This window comes from Rheinheimera sp., from assembly GCF_036782235.1.
Lineage (GTDB): Bacteria > Pseudomonadota > Gammaproteobacteria > Enterobacterales > Alteromonadaceae > Pararheinheimera.
The window spans coordinates 41,816-63,055 of the sequence record NZ_DAIPZL010000013.1 but is presented as its reverse complement, the minus strand read 5'-3'; the positions used below and the strand labels follow the sequence as shown (position 1 = coordinate 63,055).

The following is a 21,240-nucleotide window of genomic DNA, read 5'->3' as shown; positions in this document are numbered from 1 at the left end:
TAGAGCAAAGTGCACAATAAAAGTAGCAAATCAGCGCAACAGTCCGGCCTGAACCGCTATGAAGTGCTTATAACAGTCATTAGATCCCAGCCTGAATCTTTGCAGGAACTGGCAAGTTAAATCAGAAGATTTTATGAATTTATTGCTAAAACATCGTATGACCTTGCCAACGACATTGTTGTTGTTAGTGCTGTTGATTTTGTCCCCGCAGCTGTATTTGTTGATGCAAAAAGGCAATGTGCTGACGCTGGTGCAACATGGCATTTTGCCAGCGTTGCTATTGCTGTTATTGCTGCTGTCCGTCAGTCGCAATCTCGCTACCGGTCTTTGGCTCTGGTTACCATTTGCGTTATTGGCGCCGCAGGAGTTGTTTTATCTGTCGACTTATCAAAAAGTGACAGACGCCCATGCCATGGCCATTATTGCTGAAACCGATTTGGCCGAAGCCGCCGGTTATTTGTCGGGCCTTGGCTGGCTGATTTTACCGGCCATTATGCTGGTACTAATGCTGGTCGCGGTCGCCAGCGCAGTCTGTAAAGTGCAGGGGTTACAGTGGCCCCGTTATGGCCGGCCTCTGGTGTGGCTGCTGACGTTGTGCTGGGGCGGTTGGTTGTATCAGCAAGAGCTGGTGTATCGGGACTTGTATCCGGTAAAACAGGGCCGTAATGCCACTGAAACTGAGCTTTCTAAACGCCCTTTGCCCAATAGCCATAATTTGTATCATCAGAGTTATCCACTGAACTTACTGCTGGCGGCCAATGAATTCAGAGTGCAAAAAGCGGCTCTGGCCGAGGTGGCCGCCACTGTGGCCGATTTTCGCTTTGGTACCAGTCAGAGCCTGCCTGTCAGTGCACAGCCGCCCGCAGCAGAGCGACAGATTTATGTGCTGGTGATTGGCGAAACCTTAAGGCCGGACCGGTTGCAACTGAATGGTTACCAGCGCGCCACCACACCTAGGTTGGCTGGCCTTGGCGATGTGGTGAGTTTTACCAATATGGTCAGCCCCTGGGCCTGGACCCGGATGTCGGTGCCGGTGATTTTGTCGCGTAAGTCGGCGCAGGATCACAGCTATTTTTCGCGGGAAACCTCGTTAGTGGCCGCATTTAAAGAAGCAGGTTTTGCCACCGCCTGGTTATCCACCCAAAGTCCGCTCGGTGTACATGACAGCTCTGTGGCTTTGCACGCCAGCGAAGCGGACGAAGTGCAATATTTAAATCCGGTGGGCTATAAAAAAGAAGGTTTTTACGATGATGTGCTGGTGGGTGCTTTTACCAGGGTACTGGAAAAAGCAGCACCTAAGCAGCTGATTGTATTACATACATTGGGCAGTCATTTTAGTTATGCCGACCGTTACCCCGACAGTTTTGATTTATTTCAGCCTTCAGGGAAAGGCGAGGCGCTTGGTATGCACCAAAGAGCCAATAAAGAAAAACTCAATAATGCCTATGACAATACAGTGGCTTATACCGATTTTCTGCTGTTTAACCTGATCCGTCAGCTGGAAAAACAACAAGCCATCAGCAGCCTGTTACTGGTATCGGACCATGGTGAAAACCTGTTTGACGGTGATTGTGATAAAAGCGGCCATGGCCATAACACTGAGTTTGACTACAGGGTAGCGGCTTTGTGGTGGGGCTCGGCTCAGTTTAAAGCACAGTACCCTGAGCAAACACAATTGCTGCAACAGCGGCGTGACGCACCTTTAATGACCAGTCAGACTTTTCATACCATGCTGGATTTAGCCCAGCTCCGATATGCCGACGAACGGCTGGCACAAAGTTTTGCCTCCACGCAGTTTGCACTGCCGCGCCGTATTCTGGCCTCCGGCATCGACTTTGACGCTGCCACCCGGCTCGGCGCCTGTAAAACTTTACCCAGCCCGGTCCAGCCCTGAGTATGGCCCGTTGTCAGCAAGGGCCACATCACAGCGCAAGCCGCCCTAAGGCTGGCAATTCGTTGTCATTCACAGCAACAGCCAATACAGCGCCGACACTGGTCGGTGCTGCATTGTCATATTGTTGTCATATAACAGCCATAAAATAGCCATCCGAACGACATGAAAATGACGCTAAAGTGTCACTTTACAGACACTTAACTGTGATAATGCGGAAAATTTCCGTGCTGTTGCCGGTTTCTCCCTTGAATTTTAACCAGAGCGGTTATACTCAACGGGTTTGAGCTGTCGAACCTTTTTCCTCAATGCTGAGAAGGATTTACCTATGTTCGCCCACTATGCCTTTGCTAAAAACACCTTTGTTAAAAACACTTTGTTGCTTGCGCTGTTGTCCGGCTTGTCGTTACCACTGCAAGCTGATCCGCTGACGGTTTACGGTAAAATTAACGTCACAGCCCAAAACTCCGATGAAGGCGAAGGTTCGTTCAGCGAGTTAAAAAGCAATGCCTCACGTTTTGGTTTAAAAGGTGATTACGCCCTGGATGGCGAACTGACGCTGGTGTATCAGCTGGAGTGGGAAGTAGATCCATCTGATGAAGCCAACGAAAAAAATATCAAAGCCCGTGACCAGTTTATAGGCATTAAAGGCAGCTTCGGTACCATTAAAGCCGGCCGCAACGACACTGCACTGAAGCTGTCACAAGGCAAACTGGATTTATTTAACGATTACGAAGCCGACATTAAAACCCTGTGGCGTGGTGAAAACCGTATGAGCAATTCGCTGGCTTATGTCAGCCCGTCTTTTAACGGTTTTTCAGTGCAGGTGAGCCATGTGATGGAAGATTCGGCCAAAGGTCAGGATGGTCAGTCAGTGGCGCTGATGTATGGTGACGATGGTTTAAAAGACAGCGCCATTTTTGCATCAATTGCAATGGACAACGATATCAGCGGTTATGACACCAGCCGTGCTTTTGTACAAACCAAACTGGCCGGTTTTAAACTGGGTGCCGGTGTGCAGCAGCAGGAACCTATGGCCGGTGGTGCCAAAGATGACGGTTGGCTGGCAAACGTAGCTTACCCAATTGAAAACTATGAATTAAAAGCGCAGTTCCAGACGCTGGAAGAGCATGAAGGTTACAGCCTGGGTGCCGACTATAAACTGGGTAAAGACACCAAGTTATTCGCCTGGTACTCCAGCTTTGATTTTGATAACAAAGCCGACAGCGATTATCTGGCCATTGGTTTAGAACATAAGTTTTAATTCAGCGCAGCTGTATTATTAAACAAAAACAAAACCCCACTTTTACAGTGGGGTTTTTGTTTGCAGCCTATTGTGCTGTTGAACTGATCAGATTTACAACCCGGCTTATAACCAGCCTTTGCGTTTAAAAAACAAATAAGGTGCCAGACCCGCCATTAACATCAGCCCAATCGCCAGCGGGTAACCAAATTGCCAGTTAAGCTCCGGCATAAACTGAAAGTTCATACCATAACTGCTGGCTACCAGGGTGGGCGGCAGGAAAATCACCGACACCACAGAGAAAATTTTAATAATGCGGTTTTGTTCAATATTGATAAAACCCATGGCCGATTGCAGTAAAAAGTTCACCCTTTGTGAAAACGACTCGTTGTGTGGCAATAACGACTCAACGTCACGCAGTACATCCCGCGCCTGCTCCAGCTGATCTACCGGCAAACGAGCTTTACGCAGCAAAAAACTCACCGCACGCTGGGTATCCATCAAACAAAGCCGTACTTTCCAGCTCATATCTTCAAGTTCTGTTAAACGTGACAAACTGTGTTTAAAAGCTTCGTCCTGTTTGCCTTTTAAAATCACCTGACTGATGACTTCAAGCGCCAAAGATATTTCTTCAATAGTATCTGCCAGCTGCTCAATTTTGATTTCAAATAAATCCAGCAGCAGCTCGTAGGCATTGCCCACCGACAATAAATGGTTGCGCGCGCGCATACGGTAGAGGCGGAACACCGGCAACTCACGTTCGCGCAGCGTAAACAGCCGGCCGTCGCGGATGGTAAAAGCAACTGTGGTGGTGCCGGCTAAAGCTTCCTGATAAAAAAACAACGAGTGAATATGCAGACCGTCTTCGTCTTCAAAAAAACGGGCTGACGCTTCAATGTCATCCAGTTCCAGTTTTTCCGCCAGTTGCTGACCAAACTGGTCGTTGACAAACTGTCGCTCCTGCAAATCCGGCTCTTGTAAATCCAGCCAAATAGCCTGTGACACATCGGCATGTTGTTGTAATTCCAGCCGCTGTAACCGTTGTTGTTGCAGGTTAAAAATTCTGAGCATGGCCTTCTCCTGCCAAAGCAGATCCAGCTGAGCAAACCCGGTAGTGATTTTGATGTGAGAAGAAAAAACTCACGCGCCCCGGTCAGGCCGCATGATGGCTCGGACAGGAGTCAGTTAAAACCAAAAAATTCGACTGGGTATGTCCAAGGCATGGGTCTCTGAATAAAAAGTTGCGGCGATCATAAGAAGGCGGTTGGTTGCCGTCAAGCTGGAAATACCAGCGGGTGGTTTGGTTTTCTGCTTGCGGCAGGATCTGGTTGTCAGCTGGCAGCTGAGGTTGCTGTAGAAGCGGGGTCTCGCCCCCGCAGGCGAGTCACTTTTTGTATCGACAAAAAGTGACACAAAAAACGCCCCCGCATCAGCGCCATGCTGCAGGCGCTAAATAAACCAATAAAATCAGTGTCTTACATATTTTGCTGCTAGTGCGAGCACCGCATCAGCAGCCATGCTGCAGGTGCTAAATAAATAAATCAAATCAGTAGTTTACATATTTTTACTGCTAGTGCGAGCACCGCATCAGCACCATGTTGCAGGCATTACAGAGCAACGTCAGCGGTTGAGGGACTGCAAGTACAATTTACGCTGTCAGTCATAAAAAAGCCCCGGTTTTTACCAGGGCTTATTCTCTATTCACAGTGTGCAGCCACTGTCGCTAAACTCGGCAACGGCTGCGATGGTTGCTCACAACTGCTGAACGCAGCAAAAGCATTAAAACCTCTGGCTATAACTTAAACCCACACTGCGGCCTTGCTCGCGGCGCTGTAAAATTTCGCCTTGTTGCAGAATTTCCACGTCTTTATTCAGCAGGTTTTTTGCCGACACTTTAATGGTGCCTTCTGGCAACACATTGTAAGAGTACACAAAGTCCAGCGAGTGGAATGGCTGCTCATAAGCGTCATCTTTGCCGTCGATACCGGCAAAGGCAATACGTTTACCAAAGACGTTGTAGGTTAAAGTAGCGGTGTGCGCTTCGTTGTCAGAGTCAAAACCCAGCTGCATATTCACCACATATTTGCTGTGGCCGGTCAGCGGGCGCTTTAAGTTGGTCAGGTTGGTTTCACCCAGCGATTCAATTTCAATTTCGGATTCGCTGTACGTGAAGTTACTGACCACAAAGAAGTTGTCCATCAGCTCGCCAACACTGCCTTCAAACATATCCAGTTTTTGCAAAGCTTCAGCTTCCACACCGTATACTTCACCGCCGAGCGCATTTCTGAATGACATCAGAAGGTTACCGTCAGAGCCTTTGAGTTCAACCGCTTCAATAGGGTTGGTTAAGTCTTTATAAAACACACCCAGGCTGTAGTTGCTGCCGCTGTCCAGGTATTGCTCCCAGCGTAAGTCATAAGCGCTGATGCTGGTGCTTTTTAAACCGGAAAAGCCAATGACTTTAAAGTCAGTAATAGGGTCGATAAAGAGCACTGGGGTCACTTCACGTAAATCCGGCCGCACTACGGTTTCAGAAAAACCAAAACGGTATTGGTTTTCTTCCGACTGCATCCAGGTCACGGCCAGAGAAGGGTAGAGGTCGTCTTCCTGGCGTGGGAAGTCGCTCAAATTGCCTTCAATTGCGCCTGTGGCCGGGTTCAGCGGAATAGACACCTGACGGAAGTCTTCATAACGCACACCGGCATTGACCCGCCATGTCATGTCGTAAGTGGCTTCTACACCGGCATAAGCGGCATCAGTTTGCTGGGCTGCCACATAATCGTCGGCCTGGGCTGTCACGTCAGATAATAAAAACTTCTTCGCCGGGTTGCTGATATTGGCATCGGAGAAAATCGCCGAATAAGCCTGGCTTAACTCTTCGTTGCTAAAACCGCGGGTGTCCATTTTAAATCTGTTGGTGCTGGCGTTACGCTGGCGTTCAAAATAGGCATAACCAGTGCTCAGGGTCAGCTCAGTGTCCCCTAATGTCATGGGGTATTTGGCATTCCAGCTGGCATTTTCGGTGTTGTCTTCCAAAGTACCAAATTGATAGATAGCGGCGTTGTCGCTGCGGCGCATAGTGCGGTTTTCCAGGCTGCCATCGTTGGCCAGCTGGCGCACATAACGGTATTCCACTTCGTTTGGCGCATAACGTTCGGCTTTGGCGTCTGTGTATTGCCAGTCCAAAGCTAAATCGTTCAGGAACGTCAGGGTATGACGGCCACGGATCTGATTGGTCAGCATGGTGCGTTCTTCATACAACACTGAATAATCTTCGTTTTCGCGGTTTTGTTCGTTGATGGTTTCAATCGAATCACCGGTTTTGATTTTCAGCTCATCTTTGGTGTCGGCCAGATAAATGCTGGAGGTTTCAAATCTGTGGTTTTCGTCCCATTCCAGACCAAAGTTCAGCATGCCCGACAGTTTCACCTGATGTTCGGTACCACGGATATCGTCGTAACGGTTCAGTGGTGTTAAGTTGTTGCCCGAGCTGATGGAATAATAGCGTTCCTGCTCTTTAAAGTTTTCTGAGGATTTGTCGTAACTTACACCCGCCATCAGACCAAAAACCGTCTGGCCTATGTCAAATCTGTTGCCATAAGACAGGCTGCCATCGTACTCAGGGCCAATGCTTTTTTTGCGAAAATCCATATTGCGGTTGAGCTCAAGGCCCAGGCTGCGGTTAATGGCTTCGGCTTTGGCCAGGTTGTCAGCACTAACACCGCCAAGGCCCTGGGCAATTTTCACCACATCCAGCGAACCGTACTGATCCAGCGCTTGGGTAAGGCCAGCTGATAAACCGCGCGAACCATCGTCTTTACCGCGCCAGTCATCACCACCGCCCTGATAATCCAGACCATCGTCTGAGCTTAAGCTGTTATAACCGGTGCCAATAGAGAAGTTAAAAATTTCCTCGCGTGGGATACTGACGGTGCGGATATTCACATTACCCCCACCAAAGGCAGCCGGTAATTCAGGTGAATAAGCTTTTTGTACCACCATACTTTCAATAATACCGGCCGGGAACATATCCAGCGGCACCACGTTGCGGGTTGGATCGGGGCTGGGTACCTGGGCGCCGTTGAGTAAGGTAGACGAATAACGTTCACCTAAACCACGCACGTAAATAAATTTGTCTTTGACCAGCGTCAGGCCAGTCACGCGGCGCAGTGCACTGGCGGCATTGCTGTCACCGGCACGGGAAATTTGTTCCATGCCTAAAAGTTCAGCCACATAAGGCTGTTGGCGGCGCTCTTCGGCTGTGGCTGCTGCCGAACTTAATAAACGGCCTGATACATTAATACGTTCAACCTGCTCGGCCAGCGGTTGCAGTGCAACCGGCGCGGCATCCGGGGTCTGGCTTTCGGTAGCAGAGGCGGGCATCAAAACTACGGCAGCGCTGGTGGCTAAAGCCAAAAGCACACCCAGGTTCACGCGACTGTATTGAAAACTATGCTTGCTGCTCATCTTTATTTATTCCTGTGGGCTCACTTGGTGGCTGGGCATCAGATGCGGTGCAGCCGGCGTCAAATGTAGCGAACTGTTGTCTTATCAGTGTCTTGTGTTTGTCTTGCTGTTGTCATAAGGCCGCAGCAAAAACAAAGCCGCCGGTCATCAAACCGGCGGCTTTTGACTTATTGGCCTAAACCAACAGTCCAGCCTTTGGTCCAGTCGCTGCTGGCATCTACAGCACCCACAGTGGCGGATTTGCTGAAGAAGCTGTTTACAGCAGACATATCTTTTGGTGTTGTGGTGTCGATGGTGTAAATGCCATTCAGCACAGCTGCCTGATCGGCCGCCGTTTTGTTGCCTTGCTGGCCTTCAAACCATTGTTTCACTGTTTGGTTGGCAGATACTGTGCCTTTGAATGGCTCAGGGCAGCCAATCACAGAGTGCGTCATCACCAGGGCACCTGATGCGGCCAGCGCCTGAGACTGGGCAGTTTCAATTTCCAGACACTCACCCATGCCGGTTGGGCCTGCAATGACAAAGTTATGCAGCTGGGCATTGGTGCCGGCGCGTAATAACACACCTTCAGAGTCTTTTTCGGCCGACTTGTAGCTGTTGCCGATAATGGTCATATTGGCGATAGTCGGGTTAGAAACCGGCGTGGCCGAGAAGTTAGATGACTGGTTGTCAGCTTCAATACCCCGGTTGGCTTCGCCGTTGTTGGCGTCGTGTTTCACCAGCACATACTGGCCTTTACCTGTCCAGCCATCTGCCCAGTCCAGTGAGTCGTCACCATTGCTGGTCAAAACCAGGTACTTCACGTTGACAGTACCGCCGAAGAACTCAACACCGTCGTCCAGGTTCTGGTGTACCTGAATGTGGCTCACTGTAGTGCCGGCACCCACACCGGCGAAGGTAATGCCGTTTAATTCGTTGTCCTGCAGTACTTCATAGCCTGCGTGTTTCACCCGCACATATTTCAGTACGCCTGAGTTGTCGTTCACATCAGCACCACCATAAGGGCCGGCGTTGCCTTCAGCTTCAATTTTACAAGCGGCCAGATTGGCCTGGTCACACTTGTTGCTTGGTGCTTTGCCCAATAACACCATACCGCCCCACTGACCGGCCGCTGTTGGTGCGCCAATCACATCTTGCAAAGAGGTAAAGGTGATAGGGTTTTGCTGGGTGCCTTCGGCGTTAATTTTTGAACCTCGGGTTACCACCAGGAAGTCTGCACCTGAGCGGCCATAGACGGTCACCCCAGGTTGTACTGTTAAAGTGGCGGCTGTGGTGTTGTCCACACCAATACGCACCCGGCCATTTAACACATAATCAGCACCGGCCACTAAAGTGACGTTGCTGGTGATATCACCTTTGAGCTCACAGTTTAATTTACCGGTTAAAGAAGCAACTTCAGTGGTGCCGGCAGGGCAAGCGGCAATGGCTGTGGCTGGATGCAAGCCAAAAGTCCAGCCTTTGGTCCAGTCTGATACACCATCAAAAGCACCGATGTAGTCGACATCGTCAAACCAGGCGTCAACAAAGTTGGAGACGTTGTAACCGTTTTTCAGTGCAGGCGAAGTTGAAGCTGGCATATAACCACCCAGCAGCGCGTCAGTGGCCATATTGCCAGGCTGCGCCATAAACCAGGCTTTTACATCCAGTAAAGTATTGCCGGCTGCATCTTTTGGATTTTTAAACGGCTCTTTACAGTCGATAATAGAGTTGCGCATTAACAAAGCGCCGCTTTGTGCGTGCTGTACTGACTGTGGCGTTTCAATTTCCAGACATTCGCCCATACCGGCCGGGCCTTTGATAATGGCGTTGTAAATTTCACCTGCGGTACCAGCGCGCAGCAAAATACCTTCAGAGTCGGCGTCGGCAGATTTGTAGTTGTTGCCAAGAATTGTGATGTTGGCGATTTGCGGTTTGCTCAGCGGTGTTGCTGAAAAATTACCGGACTGGTTGTCGGCTTCAATACCGCGGTTGGCTTTGGCGTCGGTTTTGCTGTGCTGGATCAGCACATGCTGCATTTTACCTGTCCAGCCATCTGCCCAGTCTAAGGAGTCGTCACGGTTACCGGTTAACACCACATGTTTGGCATTGACGGTACCGCCAAAAAACTCCACACCGTCATCCAGGTTGTTATGCACCTGAATGTAATCCACAGTGGTGCCTGAACCCACACCGGCGAAGGTAATGCCGTTTAATTCGTTGTCGGTTAATACTTCAAAACCGGCATATTTCACCTGCACAAACTTTAAAATACCGCTGTTATCTTCCGGCTTGTCTCCGCCGTATGGGCCGGCGTTGCCTTCAGCTTCAATTTTGCAGCTGGCAAGAGCGGCAGCGTCACATTTGTTGCTTGGCGCGCGGCCTAATAACACTAAACCACCCCATTGGGCAGTGGAGTCTTCGTTCACAGAACCGATCATGTCGTTGACTGAGGTAAAAACGATTGGACTTGAGCTGGTACCTACAGCACGGATTTGTGAGCCACGGGCAATCACCAGATAATCTGCCCCTGATTTACCAAATACTGTGGTGCCTGGTTCAATGGTTAATACTGCGCTATTGGCATTGTCATTACCCACCGCAACTTTGCCGCTTAAAGCCCAGGCAATATTGGCTGTTAAAGTGGCATCCGCGGTTAAAGTGCCGCTGATTTCACAGATAGGTTTAGTCACCCCCCCTAAAGCAGCACCTTGTTTGGCAAAGGCCGGGCAGACAGAAGCTGGTGGTGTGGTTGGATTGGTTGGGTTCGTTGGATTGGTTGGGTTGCTGCTGCTGCCGGTATTGATCACAATATCACCACCGCCACAGCCGGCCAGCGCCAGCGCTGAAGCCATAGCGCTTAATTTCAGAATTTTTGCAAAAGCCATCTTCTTCTCCATAGAGCCAGAAATCAAAGTCAGGGATTAAAAAACTGAGCTGAAGGTAAAAGAAGGCTGTGACTCTTTTGTGACAGAAAATCGACACTGAGATGACAATGTGACACAGGGCAGCAATGACAAGGGCTGGCGCTCTGTTGGCAGAAAAAACTTCATAAAACTGTCACAGTTTGTGCTGTTGTTGGTGGTGAGGTTTTCGGGAAGATGTAATAAATATCAGTGCTGGCATAGGACAAAAACAGTTTCACAGGCAAGCCCGACAATGCTGGCTTTGGCGGCTGGCAATGACATTTCATTCGCAAAAAACGTGCTTTTGGAAAAAGCCGCGCTTTCTTTCATAAAATTGTCATAATGGCAGCAGATACTAAGTCCAATACAACAGGACAGGTGGGTGACAGGTTATGTCGAGAAGAATTTTGATAGTGGAAGATGAAGCACCAATCCGCGATATGCTGTGTTTTGTGCTGGAGCAAAATGGTTATCAGGCCAGCACGGCCGGTGACTTTGACGCTGCAATCAACCAGCTGGTCGAACCTTATCCGGATTTAGTATTGCTGGACTGGATGTTACCTGGCGGCAGCGGTATTCAGATCGCCAAAAAGATGAAACAACACGAGTTAACCCGCGCTATTCCTATTATTATGATCACCGCCCGTGGTGAAGAAGAAGACAAGGTGCGGGGGCTGGAAGTGGGCGCTGACGATTATGTCACCAAGCCATTTTCACCCAAAGAGCTGATGGCGCGCATTAAAGCGGTGATCCGCCGTGTGGCGCCAACCAGCCTGGATGAAGTGATTGAAGTGCAGGGCCTGAAGCTGGATCCGGTGTCACACCGCGTGATGGCCGCGGAAAATCCGCTGGAAATGGGCCCAACTGAATTTAGATTATTGCACTTTTTTATGACCCATCCGGAGCGGGTGTACAGCCGCGAGCAGCTGCTGGACCATGTCTGGGGCACCAATGTATATGTAGAAGACAGAACAGTGGACGTGCATATCAGAAGGTTACGCAAAGCCATTTCAGTGGCAGGGCATGACAGATTAGTGCAGACAGTGCGTGGCTCTGGCTACCGTTTTTCGGTAAAGTAACACGAAGTTTTCAGGCTGTCTGACAGCTGAGCCGGTCCCTGATGTTGGCTGGCAGCTGCACAAAAGCCGGTAAGCCAGCAGTCGCTGGCTTTTATCCCAAAGCAGGTGTTATGCGGTTATTACTCTCCAAACGCACAATAGCGCTGCGGCTGATTGGCCTGGCAGCGCTGGCTTTATTCTTCGGCTGGTTGTTTAACCTGGCCACCGAATTTTTATTATTGTTGTGTGTCGGCATTATTGGCTGGCATTACAAGCATTTGTTTTTACTTGATAAATGGTTGTGGCGTGACAGAAAACTGTCGCCGCCGGCCGGTGATGGCAGCTGGCAACAAGTGTTTGATGGTATTTATTACCGTCAGCGCAAATCCCGCAAGAAAAACAAAGAATTACGCGCTTTAGTGCGCAGGTTTCGCGACGGCGCTGAAGCTTTGCCCGACGCTATAGTGGTGCTTAGCAACGACTGGACCATCGTCTGGTGTAACAAACTGGCGCAGCAACTGGCCGGTTTACGCTGGCCGATGGACGAACGCCAGCGTATTGATAACCTGATCCGCAATCCTGAGTTTCAACAGTTTTTGCAGCTGCAGCAGTTTGATACTGCGCTGGAGCTGGTGTCGCCTTTAACTGAGGATGTGACACTGGAATATCGCATGCTGCAATACGGTGAAAAACAACATTTGTTGATCATCCGCGACATTACCCAGCTGAAACAACTGGAGCAAATCCGCAAAGATTTTGTCGCCAATGTGTCGCACGAGCTGCGCACCCCACTGACAGTGCTGCAGGGTTATCTGGAAATGATGGACGCGAGCAGCATGCCGCCTGGCCCAGTCTGGCAAAAAGCCCATGGTGTGATGCTCGATCAGACCAAAAGAATGGATGCGCTGGTGCAACAGCTGCTGACGCTGTCGCGTATTGAAGCAGCCGCCAAAGTGCATTTTGATGAAGTGGTGGACGTGCCGGCCATGCTGGCGCTGCTGGAGCAGGAAGCCCACAGCTTAAACCGTGATAAACAGCATCAGCTGTTGTTCCGGATAGACCCTGATTTAAAAGTGACAGGTATCACCGAAGAGCTGCGCAGTGCTTTTTCTAACTTAATTACCAATGCCATTAAATACACACCAGATGGCGGCATTATTGAAGTAGTGTGGCAGCGTGAACACCAAAAAGCGCTGTTCAGAGTCACTGACAATGGTGAGGGCATTGCCGCCCATCATGTCAAACGTTTAACAGAAAGGTTTTATCGGGTGGATGAAGCCCGCACCCGCACCACAGGCGGGACTGGTCTGGGCCTTGCAATTGTGAAGCATGTGTTGTCGCGCCATCACTCCAGGCTGATGATTTTTAGTGAACCCAAACATGGCAGCAGTTTTTCTTTTGCCTTGCCGCCAGAGCTGGTATTGCCGGTGACAACAGCCGCAAAAAACAGCCGTAAATCTTCGGCCTGATTGTTAAGGTTTGAGTTTAAGGTTTGAGTTTTGGCAGCTGTGACTGATTAAACTTTTTGTTTTAGCGATGCCGGCGCAGCAGTTTTTCCACTTGCTCTGGCGCTTTGATGGCTTGTTGCTCCATAACACTAATAGCGCCTTGCTGCAGATACTTCAGCAGCAAGGGTTCAGTTTTTTGCTGCAATGGCTGTTGTGAAAACGCCAGTCGGTATTGCACCTGAGGTAACACGTCAAAACTACGCACCAATGAGCTTGGTTGTTGCAGCTCAGCCAAACGCCGGTAAAAGGTGTTTTTGTTCAGTACCAAGAGTTCAGTGCGGCCTTTGAGCAACAGCTGCACCGCCTGAATATGGTCAAATACTTCCCGGTACGACGGCGCCTCGCGGCTGACTTTGGCAAATTCCTGCCCCAAAACATGGCTGGCATTTTGAAAACCAACCAGCGGATAGGCTTTTAAATCTTGAATCGTTTTGATATTGCCGGAGAAGTCCTGCCGGGCGAACACCAGATTATGCACCTGTAAATAGACCGGACTGTAATACAAAGTATCAAGCAACTGGCCCGACTGGCGGGTAGCGACATCAATCTGGCGCTGTGCTAACAACTGCGTCAACTTGGCATAAGGCGCCACAATAAATTTCACCTGATATCCCAGTTCGGTAAACAGGCGGTAACACAGCAGTACATCCAGATGATAATTGCTGCCTTTGCGGCTCATATTCACCTGATCGCTGTACCCTATGCCTACCAGCAGTACAGGTTTGGCTGCCAGGGCTGCACTGCTGCAACAGAAAAACCAGCATAAAAGGCTACAGAGCAACAAACGCGGCAACATCATGAAAATCCTTATCACAGAGTGCAACTGAAGTTACCAATCTGCATTCCTGGATGCTTTTGTTTTTGTTTACGAAACAGCTAAAGCATAGCAGAAGGCTTTAAAACTCAAGGCTGGAATGGCAAATTGTGTCGCACGGCCGGGCTGGCGGCCCAGGCTGAGCAGGTAAAAAAAAACGCGGCTTTTGCCGCGTTTTTAGCCTCAGATGTCGTTTGATTAGGTTTTTTGCAGAAAATCCACTGCCAAAGCGGTCAGGGCGCGCACGCCATTTTCCATGGCAGGTTCATGAATTTTAAAAAACGGCGAGTGGTTCGGGGCAGTTTTTTCCACACTGACACCCGGTTCGTTAATGCCTAAAAAGAAAAACACGCCAGGCACCTGCTGTTGATAAAAGGAAAAATCTTCTGAAGCAGTAATAGGTTTAATTGGTGCTACACCTGCATCGCGGCCAGCCCATTGCAGGCTGGGCATGGCCCATTGGGTGAGTTTGACATCATTCCAGGTCACAGCGGCAAAACCACGCTGGCTAAACTCGGCGCTGGCGCCGCTGGCGGCAGCAATATGTTCAGCGGTATGTTTCATTTTGCTCAAAAGCTGTTCGCGCATGTCCGGGTCAAAGGTGCGGACTGTGCCACCCAGAGTCACTTCATCCGGAATAATATTCCAGCGCACCCCGCCATTCACCTGGCCTATCGACAGCACTGCGGGTGCTTTGGTGACATCCAGCTGGCGCGCCGGTATTTGATGCAGCGCTGTGATCAGCTGACCCGTCACAGCCACAGGGTCAACCCCACGCCATGGGCTGGAGCCATGCACCTGCACCCCTTTGACTTTAATTTCAAAGCTGTCGGCGGCGGCCATTATGCCTTCATCTTTGACTTGCAGCTGGCCGCTAGGCCCCGGCCACACATGTACGCCAAAAATGGCATCGGGTTTGAGTTTGCTGAATAAACCCTGTTTTAGCATTAACGCAGCACCACCTTCTTCACCGGCCGGCGGGCCTTCTTCGGCCGGCTGAAAAATAAAGACCACAGTGCCTGTGAGATTTTTTTGCTGTGATTTCAGCACCGTAGCAGCGCCTAATAACATAGCCACATGGGCGTCGTGACCACAGGCATGCATCACACCGACTTCCTGGCCGTTAAATTCAGCTTTGGCTTTGGATGCAAACGGAATGTCCACCTGCTCTGTTACCGGCAGTGCATCCATATCAGCCCGCAGCGCCACCACAGGACCAGGTTTGCCACCTTTTAGAATACCGACCACGCCGGTATGGGCAATGCCGGTTTGTACTTCAAGTCCGAGATTTTTCAGCTCTTTGGCCACCAGCTCGCTGGTGCGGAATTCACGGTTGGACAACTCAGGATGCTGGTGTAAATCACGGCGCCAGCTAATGACTTGTGGCATCAGCTTGCTGATCTGTGGCTCCAGTGCAGGTTTTAAATCGGCGGTGGCAGCTTGTGCATAAAAAGCGCTGAAACAAAACAGGGCAGGCAGGCAAATACGCATGGTCGATCTCCGTGGCGCTGGCCACCGGCAGGTGGTCATCACTCAATAAAAGAACTTCATAAAAGAACTAAATGACAATACTCAGTTACAGCACAAGGTATCGGCTTTTGGCCAGCATCGCAAATCTTGGCTTGCAGCTACTGGGCGCTGGCAATCACAGCCAGCTGTTATTCTTCCAGCAAGGTTTGCCTGAGGCCAGGGCACTGCAGTTCAATACCAACAGTGGCCAGATGCTCTTTTTCTGCCAGCAAATCGGCTGCCAATACACTTTGTTGTTGATACCACTCAGCGGGTATTTGTAATTCCAGCTGGCTGCCTTTGGCGTGCAGCTCAAGTGCCGGTACCACATCGTCACGGCGCTTTTGATTCAGCAAAATGGCCAGACGGAACAAGGCCAGCGCCTGATGTACCTGCTGGTGCTGGAATAAATAAAAAGGCGGAAATTTATCAGGTTTAATTTTGCGACGGTGAAAACGTACCAGGCAAGACAACAGCTGTTGTTGCTCCTGGTTAAAACCCGGCAGGCTGGTGTTTGACAGAATATAAGCGCTGTGGCGTTGCACACTGGACGAATTAATTTGCAGGCCGGTTTCATACAAAGTGGCGGCCCAGCCAAGCAGCTGCGGCCATTCATCGCCAAGTGGCCAGTTGGGTTGTACCTTGGCATGTAACATCAGTACGGTTTTTTTCACCCGCTCGGCCTGCTCTGTGTCTATGGCATAACGTTTTACCAGGCTTGCCACCGTATGGCTGCGGATATCCTGATGTTGCAGCCGGTCGCTCATTTCGTACAACACGCCTTCACGCAGCGCTGCATCCACATACAACATCTGGTCGATATCCAGCATATTAAAAGCGGCGATCAGAATAGCCAGGCCAGGGCAAAGCAGTTGTTTTCTGTCTTCAGTCAGGCCGGGTAAATCCAGTTCGTCGCAGTTTTCGTGCGCCAGGGCCAGCTGTTTTATTTTTTCCAGATGCGCAAGCTCAATACAATGTGGATGCCAGCCCAGGCCACTAATAATGTCTTTAATGGTTTTAATTGTGCCTGAGGTGCCCACCACCTGTTGCCAGCCGGTGGTTTTGTAGTTGTTGACTATATTCTCAAGCTCTTGCTCTGCTTGAATAATAGCGCGCTCAAAACGTTTTTCGCTGATTTTGCCTTTGGCAAAAAACTGTCTGGCGTAACTGACACAGCCCATGTTGCGGCTGGCCAGGCGCAGCGGCTGAAAATCTAAACCAATGGCAAATTCGGTACTGCCACCGCCAATGTCCATGACCAGGCGCTGGCCGGCATAATGTTCAAAATGCGCCACACCCTGATAAATAAAACGGGCTTCTTCCTGGCCGGAAATGACTTCAATAGGGTATGGAAATACCGCTTTGGCTTTATGCAAAAAGCTGTTGGCGTTTTTGGCGCGGCGCAGGGTGTAAGTGGCAATCACCCGTACCGAGCCGGACGGCACGCCCTGCAGCGTGTCGGCAAATTGTTTTAACACCACCAGGCCACGGTGCATGGCCTCGTCGCTTAGCATCAGCTGTTCATCCAGACCATCGGCCAGCTGAACCTTTTGTTTTTCCCGGTGCAATAACTGCAAAGCGCCATCCATGATGCGTGCTATCACCAGATGGAAACTGTTGGAGCCTAAGTCAACTGCAGCAATAAGTTCGGCTGCAGCAATTGCACTGGGAGTTAACTGGGTCATGGTTCTGCCTGAATCGTCGGACCAAACTGCTGACTGGCCAGATAATCATAAATGGCCTGTTGCGAGCGGATATTCTTTTTATTGCCCCGTTTGACGTAGGCATTCTGTTGTAACTGGTCAATGATACGGGCTTTCACGTTGTCGTGCCATTGCAAATCCAGTATCGTCATAATTTGCTGTTTGATCCGCGCATCATAAATAGGCACACCCACTTCCACCCGCTGGTCGATATTGCGGGTCATCCAGTCGGCGGACGACAGGTATAAGTCGATGTCTCCGCCATTGTGGAACTGATAAACCCGCGCATGCTCAAGGTAGCGGTCGAGCACACTAATGACTTTAATATTGTGGCTTTTACCGGGAATACCCGGCACCAGCGAGCACATACCGCGGATGATCATACGGATTTTCACCCCGGCCTGACTGGCTTTGTAGAGTAAATCCACAATGTCGTTGTCGACCAGGTTATTAATTTTCAGCAGAATTTCTGCTTTGCGCCCGCTGACAGCAAAGTCAATTTCACGCTGGATCAGGCCAGTCAGTTTGGCGCGGCTCCAGGTAGGGGACACTATTAAGTGATTAAATTTAAATGGTTTATAGCTGTATTCTATAAACTCAAACACCTGATCCACTTCATCACAAATTTCGCCATGACAGCTGAACAAACTCATATCGGTATAAACCCGGGCGGTTTTTTCATTAAAGTTGCCGGTGCCGATATGGGCGTATTTCACCACTTTGCCTTTTTCCTGCCGGCTGATTAAACAAAGTTTGGAGTGAATTTTTAACGTGGTGAGGCCAAACACCACCTGGATGCCGGCCTGAGTCATTCTTCTGGCCCAGTGAATATTGTTTTCTTCATCAAAACGGGCTTTGAGTTCCACCACCACTGTGACTTTTTTACCGTTACGCACAGCGTCCAGCAGTGAATGGATGACCCGCGAGTTTTTGGCCACCCGGTACATCGTCATTTTGATCGAAGTGACTTTCGGGTCAAAAGACGCCTGGCGGACCCACTCGGTAAAATAGGTAAAGTTGTGATAGGGGTAATGCAGCAGCACGTCATTGCTGCGAATGGCATCAAAAGTGGTGGTGTGCTGCTCAAAATCCGGGCTTGGCAAAGGCGGCAGCGGCGGATATTCCAAACTGGCGTGGCCAATATTAGGGAAGCTGATAAAGTCTTTAAAGTTGCGGTAGCGTGAGCCCGGAATAAGGGAGTCAAAAGAGCTGGCGCCAAGCTGTTTTTTCAGAATTTTCAGCATATGTTCCGGCATAGTGGCGTCGTACACCAGCCGCACCGGCTCAGATTCAAGCCGCTGACGAATACCTCTGGACATTTTATCTAAAAGGCTTTGGTCCAGGGTGTCACTTAAGTTGTATTCGGCGTCTTTGGTCAGTTTGAGTGAAAAGGCCTGAATGTCACAAAATTCAAAAAAACCACGGAATAAGTCGTGCAGACAATGAATGATTAAATCATCCAGCATCATAAACTGGTGACGGTAACGGCCGCGTTTTTTGGTTTTATTTAAATAAATCGGCAGTTCAATAAAACGTGACACTTCTTCGGTGGGCACCTGCACTATGGCGTATTCGGCTTTATTGGCACCGGTCATTTCCACCATCAGATAAGTGGCGTTGTCTTCTAACCTTTTTGACAGCTTTAAATCTTCATTCGACAGCAGAATAGGCGAAATATGCCGAAGCACCCGCTCGCGGAAATAAGTACGCACCCAGGCCGACTGGGATTCATTCAGTTTATGCTGGTCGATAAACTCAATGTTATGTTTACGCAGTTCCAGCAACAACTCCAGATAAATGCCGTTAAATTTGTCACCCAACCGCAGCACCTGACGCTGAATGTCCAGCATCAGCTGTTCAGCATCTTCTTCATCACTCTGGTATTTTTTCAGCAGTATCCGTCTTTTAACATCTGCTACCCGCACCCGGTAAAACTCATCCATGTTATTGGAATAAATACCTAAAAAGCGCAGGCGTTCAATCAGCGGGTTGCGTTCATCTGCTGCTTCCTGCAGCACACGTTCATTAAAGGCTAACCAGCTCAGTTCTTTGGGGAAATAATGCAATTCAGTTACTGTCTGTTGTTGTGCATTCATAAGGTGACCATCATCCGCAGGGGTAGCGGCACTCTATGGCAATTTGATGAAAGATTTATGAACAAGATAGCCGTAGCGGGCTATCTTGTCTGTTTGCTGGTGCTATTAATGCAGATCTTCAACATCAACCACCACATCAGAAGCAATAGCTTCCAGCGCGCGCACCACTTCTTCCTTATTTAAACCTTGTGGTAATTCCACTGTGGCAATAGCGTTAAAGAGCGGCACGCCCCAGTTGGGTGCACTTTGTTTTGAGCTTTCAAAGTGAATAATGTTGGTGCCTTTATGTTTGATCACCGAAGACAGTTCACGCACTATGCCTGGCCTGTCGTTGCCTGTGATGACAAACTTCAGTTGTTGTTGTGGGTTTACTTTGGATTCGATGCCCTGGTGAATTTTTACATCCAGCTCCTGCATGGTTTCCAGCGCCGCTGTTAAAGCAGCTGCATGTTCTTCTGCCACTTCAACCTGTAATATACCGGCAAAATAACCGCCCAGATGGCTGAGATTACTGGCAGTCCAGTTCCCATGATGAGCATTGATCACAGTTGCCAGCTGTTCAACCAAACCTGCTTTATCTTTACCAATCAGTGTCAGAACCAACTGCTTCATAGCGCAATTCCTTGTTTTAAGTTGTACATCATTCACAAACTTGTTGTTGTAGTTTTAACTGCTTAGTGCTGGTATGTCCAGCTCAGGCGGCGGCGTTAGTCGCAAACAGCCGCTGAAATTTAGCAAGCCGAAACTATAGACCTTCAGCTTAAAAACTCCAGAGTGCACAGCGGTAAAATTTATTGGTAGTCATAATATTGTCATATTTACTTCTTATGATTGTCATATTCGGCTCATAAGATGACATGAATTCGAACCACAGGCCGAAGCCTGATTTTGCCAACAGAGGACAGCATAGTGAAAGCTTTGAACATGTTAACTACCGCAACTTTGGTTGCCGCTACTTTATCGTTTAGTGTTGCCGCCAGTACCAAAGTTGATCCGGCGCTGCCAGATTATCAAAAGGCCAGCGGTGTGTCTGGCAATATTTCCAGCATTGGTTCTGACACTTTAAACAACCTGATGACCTTATGGGCGGAAGACTACCGCAAGGTTTACCCGAACGTGAATATTCAGATCCAGGGCGCCGGTTCTTCTACTGCACCAACAGCCTTAACTGAAGGCACTGCAAACTTTGGCCCTATGAGCCGGGCGATGAAACCATCAGAAGTGCAGGCATTTGAAGCCAAGTATGGTTACAAACCAACTGCTGTGCCTGTTGCTATCGACTTACTGGCTGTTTATGTTAACAAAGACAACCCAATCAAAGGTTTAACCATTGCAGAGGTTGACGCCATTTTCTCGGCAACCCGTCGTTGTGCGTACAAAGAAGATGTCACTCGCTGGGGTCAGCTGGGTTTAACAGGCGCCTGGGCCAACCGTGACTTCACCACTTACAGCCGTAACGCTGTGTCTGGTACCTACGGTTATTTTAAAGAACACGCTTTATGTAACGGTGACTTTAAAGCCAGCATCAACGAACAACCTGGTTCTGCTTCTGTAGTGCAGGGTGTTAGTGAATCCATTAACGGTATCGGTTATTCAGGGATTGGTTATATCACCTCTGGTGTCCGTGCTTTACCTCTGGCGAAAAAAGCCGGTGAGCCTTTTGTGGAGCCAACAGCTGAACACGCTTTAGATGGTAAATACCCACTGTCGCGTTTCCTGTACGTGTACGTCAACAAACACCCAAACAAAGAGTTAGCGCCAATGGAGCGTGAATTCGTGAAGATGGTGTTGTCTAAACGTGGTCAGGAAATTGTGGTACGTGACGGTTATGTCCCAGTGCCAAATAAAGTTGCAGCCAAAGTGCTGGCTGAGTTAGGCATTAAATAACAAGACTGCATTAGAACAACTTGCATGCAGAATCATAGCGGCGCCATTGGGCGCCGTTGTTTTTTGGGCAAGCAGTGCATCGATATACAGATAGCCGCCGGCTCAGGTTATTGATTTTTCAGTCATTCTGACATTTTTGTGTCAACTGTGTGACAAAAATGCCCGATGTAATATTTCTGACA

13 protein-coding genes are annotated in these 21,240 nt (G+C 49.4%); 5 read left to right on the top strand and 8 right to left on the bottom strand.

Annotated features, from left to right (window positions below; translation table 11 throughout):
- The first annotated feature begins 133 nt into the window (after positions 1-133).
- Both V7P87_RS13665 and V7P87_RS13660 read left to right on the top strand, forming a co-directional pair.
- Positions 134-1,894 (top strand): phosphoethanolamine transferase, encoded by a 1,761-nt coding sequence (locus V7P87_RS13665; RefSeq protein WP_333797922.1) that lies wholly within the window; start codon positions 134-136, stop codon positions 1,892-1,894.
- A gap of 325 nt (positions 1,895-2,219) precedes the next feature.
- Positions 2,220-3,155 (top strand): porin, encoded by a 936-nt coding sequence (locus V7P87_RS13660; RefSeq protein ID WP_333797921.1) that lies wholly within the window; start codon positions 2,220-2,222, stop codon positions 3,153-3,155.
- Positions 3,156-3,260: 105 nt separating this feature from the next.
- On the opposite strand, the gene corA is transcribed toward V7P87_RS13660, so the two are convergent.
- The 3 genes from corA to V7P87_RS13645 all read right to left on the bottom strand — a co-directional run bounded on the left by corA (position 3,261) and on the right by V7P87_RS13645 (position 10,465).
- On the bottom strand, positions 3,261-4,205 hold the full coding sequence (gene corA / locus V7P87_RS13655; protein WP_260655775.1) for a magnesium/cobalt transporter CorA: 945 nt from the start codon (positions 4,203-4,205) through the stop codon (positions 3,261-3,263).
- A gap of 708 nt (positions 4,206-4,913) precedes the next feature.
- Positions 4,914-7,601, bottom strand: a complete 2,688-nt coding sequence (locus V7P87_RS13650) for a TonB-dependent receptor domain-containing protein (RefSeq protein ID WP_333797920.1) — start codon at positions 7,599-7,601, stop codon at positions 4,914-4,916.
- A 167-nt stretch (positions 7,602-7,768) separates the two neighbouring features.
- On the bottom strand, positions 7,769-10,465 hold the full coding sequence (locus V7P87_RS13645) for a hypothetical protein (protein WP_333797919.1): 2,697 nt from the start codon (positions 10,463-10,465) through the stop codon (positions 7,769-7,771).
- A 410-nt stretch (positions 10,466-10,875) separates the two neighbouring features.
- Between V7P87_RS13645 and phoB the strand changes: the two genes are divergently transcribed.
- On the top strand, positions 10,876-11,562 hold the full coding sequence (gene phoB, locus V7P87_RS13640) for a phosphate regulon transcriptional regulator PhoB (RefSeq protein ID WP_260655780.1): 687 nt from the start codon (positions 10,876-10,878) through the stop codon (positions 11,560-11,562).
- A 110-nt stretch (positions 11,563-11,672) separates the two neighbouring features.
- Positions 11,673-13,010 (top strand): phosphate regulon sensor histidine kinase PhoR, encoded by a 1,338-nt coding sequence (gene phoR, locus V7P87_RS13635; RefSeq protein ID WP_333797918.1) that lies wholly within the window; start codon positions 11,673-11,675, stop codon positions 13,008-13,010.
- Between the two features lie 61 nt (positions 13,011-13,071).
- Here the strand turns inward: phoR and V7P87_RS13630 are convergent, their stop codons facing one another.
- From V7P87_RS13630 to V7P87_RS13610, 5 genes are all read right to left on the bottom strand, one after another.
- Positions 13,072-13,848: a substrate-binding periplasmic protein gene (locus tag V7P87_RS13630; protein WP_333797917.1), complete on the bottom strand. Its 777-nt coding sequence runs from the start codon at positions 13,846-13,848 to the stop codon at positions 13,072-13,074.
- Between the two features lie 213 nt (positions 13,849-14,061).
- Positions 14,062-15,354 (bottom strand): amidohydrolase, encoded by a 1,293-nt coding sequence (locus V7P87_RS13625; protein WP_333797916.1) that lies wholly within the window; start codon positions 15,352-15,354, stop codon positions 14,062-14,064.
- 167 nt (positions 15,355-15,521) lie between these two features.
- Positions 15,522-17,057, bottom strand: coding sequence for an exopolyphosphatase (ppx, locus tag V7P87_RS13620; RefSeq protein WP_333797915.1), 1,536 nt, complete (start codon positions 17,055-17,057; stop codon positions 15,522-15,524).
- On the bottom strand, positions 17,054-19,171 hold the full coding sequence (ppk1, locus tag V7P87_RS13615) for a polyphosphate kinase 1 (RefSeq protein ID WP_333797914.1): 2,118 nt from the start codon (positions 19,169-19,171) through the stop codon (positions 17,054-17,056). The genes ppx and ppk1 overlap by 4 nt, the downstream gene beginning before the upstream one ends.
- A gap of 105 nt (positions 19,172-19,276) precedes the next feature.
- Positions 19,277-19,783, bottom strand: coding sequence for a glycine cleavage system protein R (locus V7P87_RS13610; RefSeq protein WP_333797913.1), 507 nt, complete (start codon positions 19,781-19,783; stop codon positions 19,277-19,279).
- A 312-nt stretch (positions 19,784-20,095) separates the two neighbouring features.
- Here V7P87_RS13610 and V7P87_RS13605 point away from each other — a divergent pair, with 312 nt between their 5' ends.
- Positions 20,096-21,058 (top strand): PstS family phosphate ABC transporter substrate-binding protein, encoded by a 963-nt coding sequence (locus V7P87_RS13605; RefSeq protein ID WP_296296096.1) that lies wholly within the window; start codon positions 20,096-20,098, stop codon positions 21,056-21,058.
- The last annotated feature ends 182 nt before the right edge of the window (positions 21,059-21,240 follow it).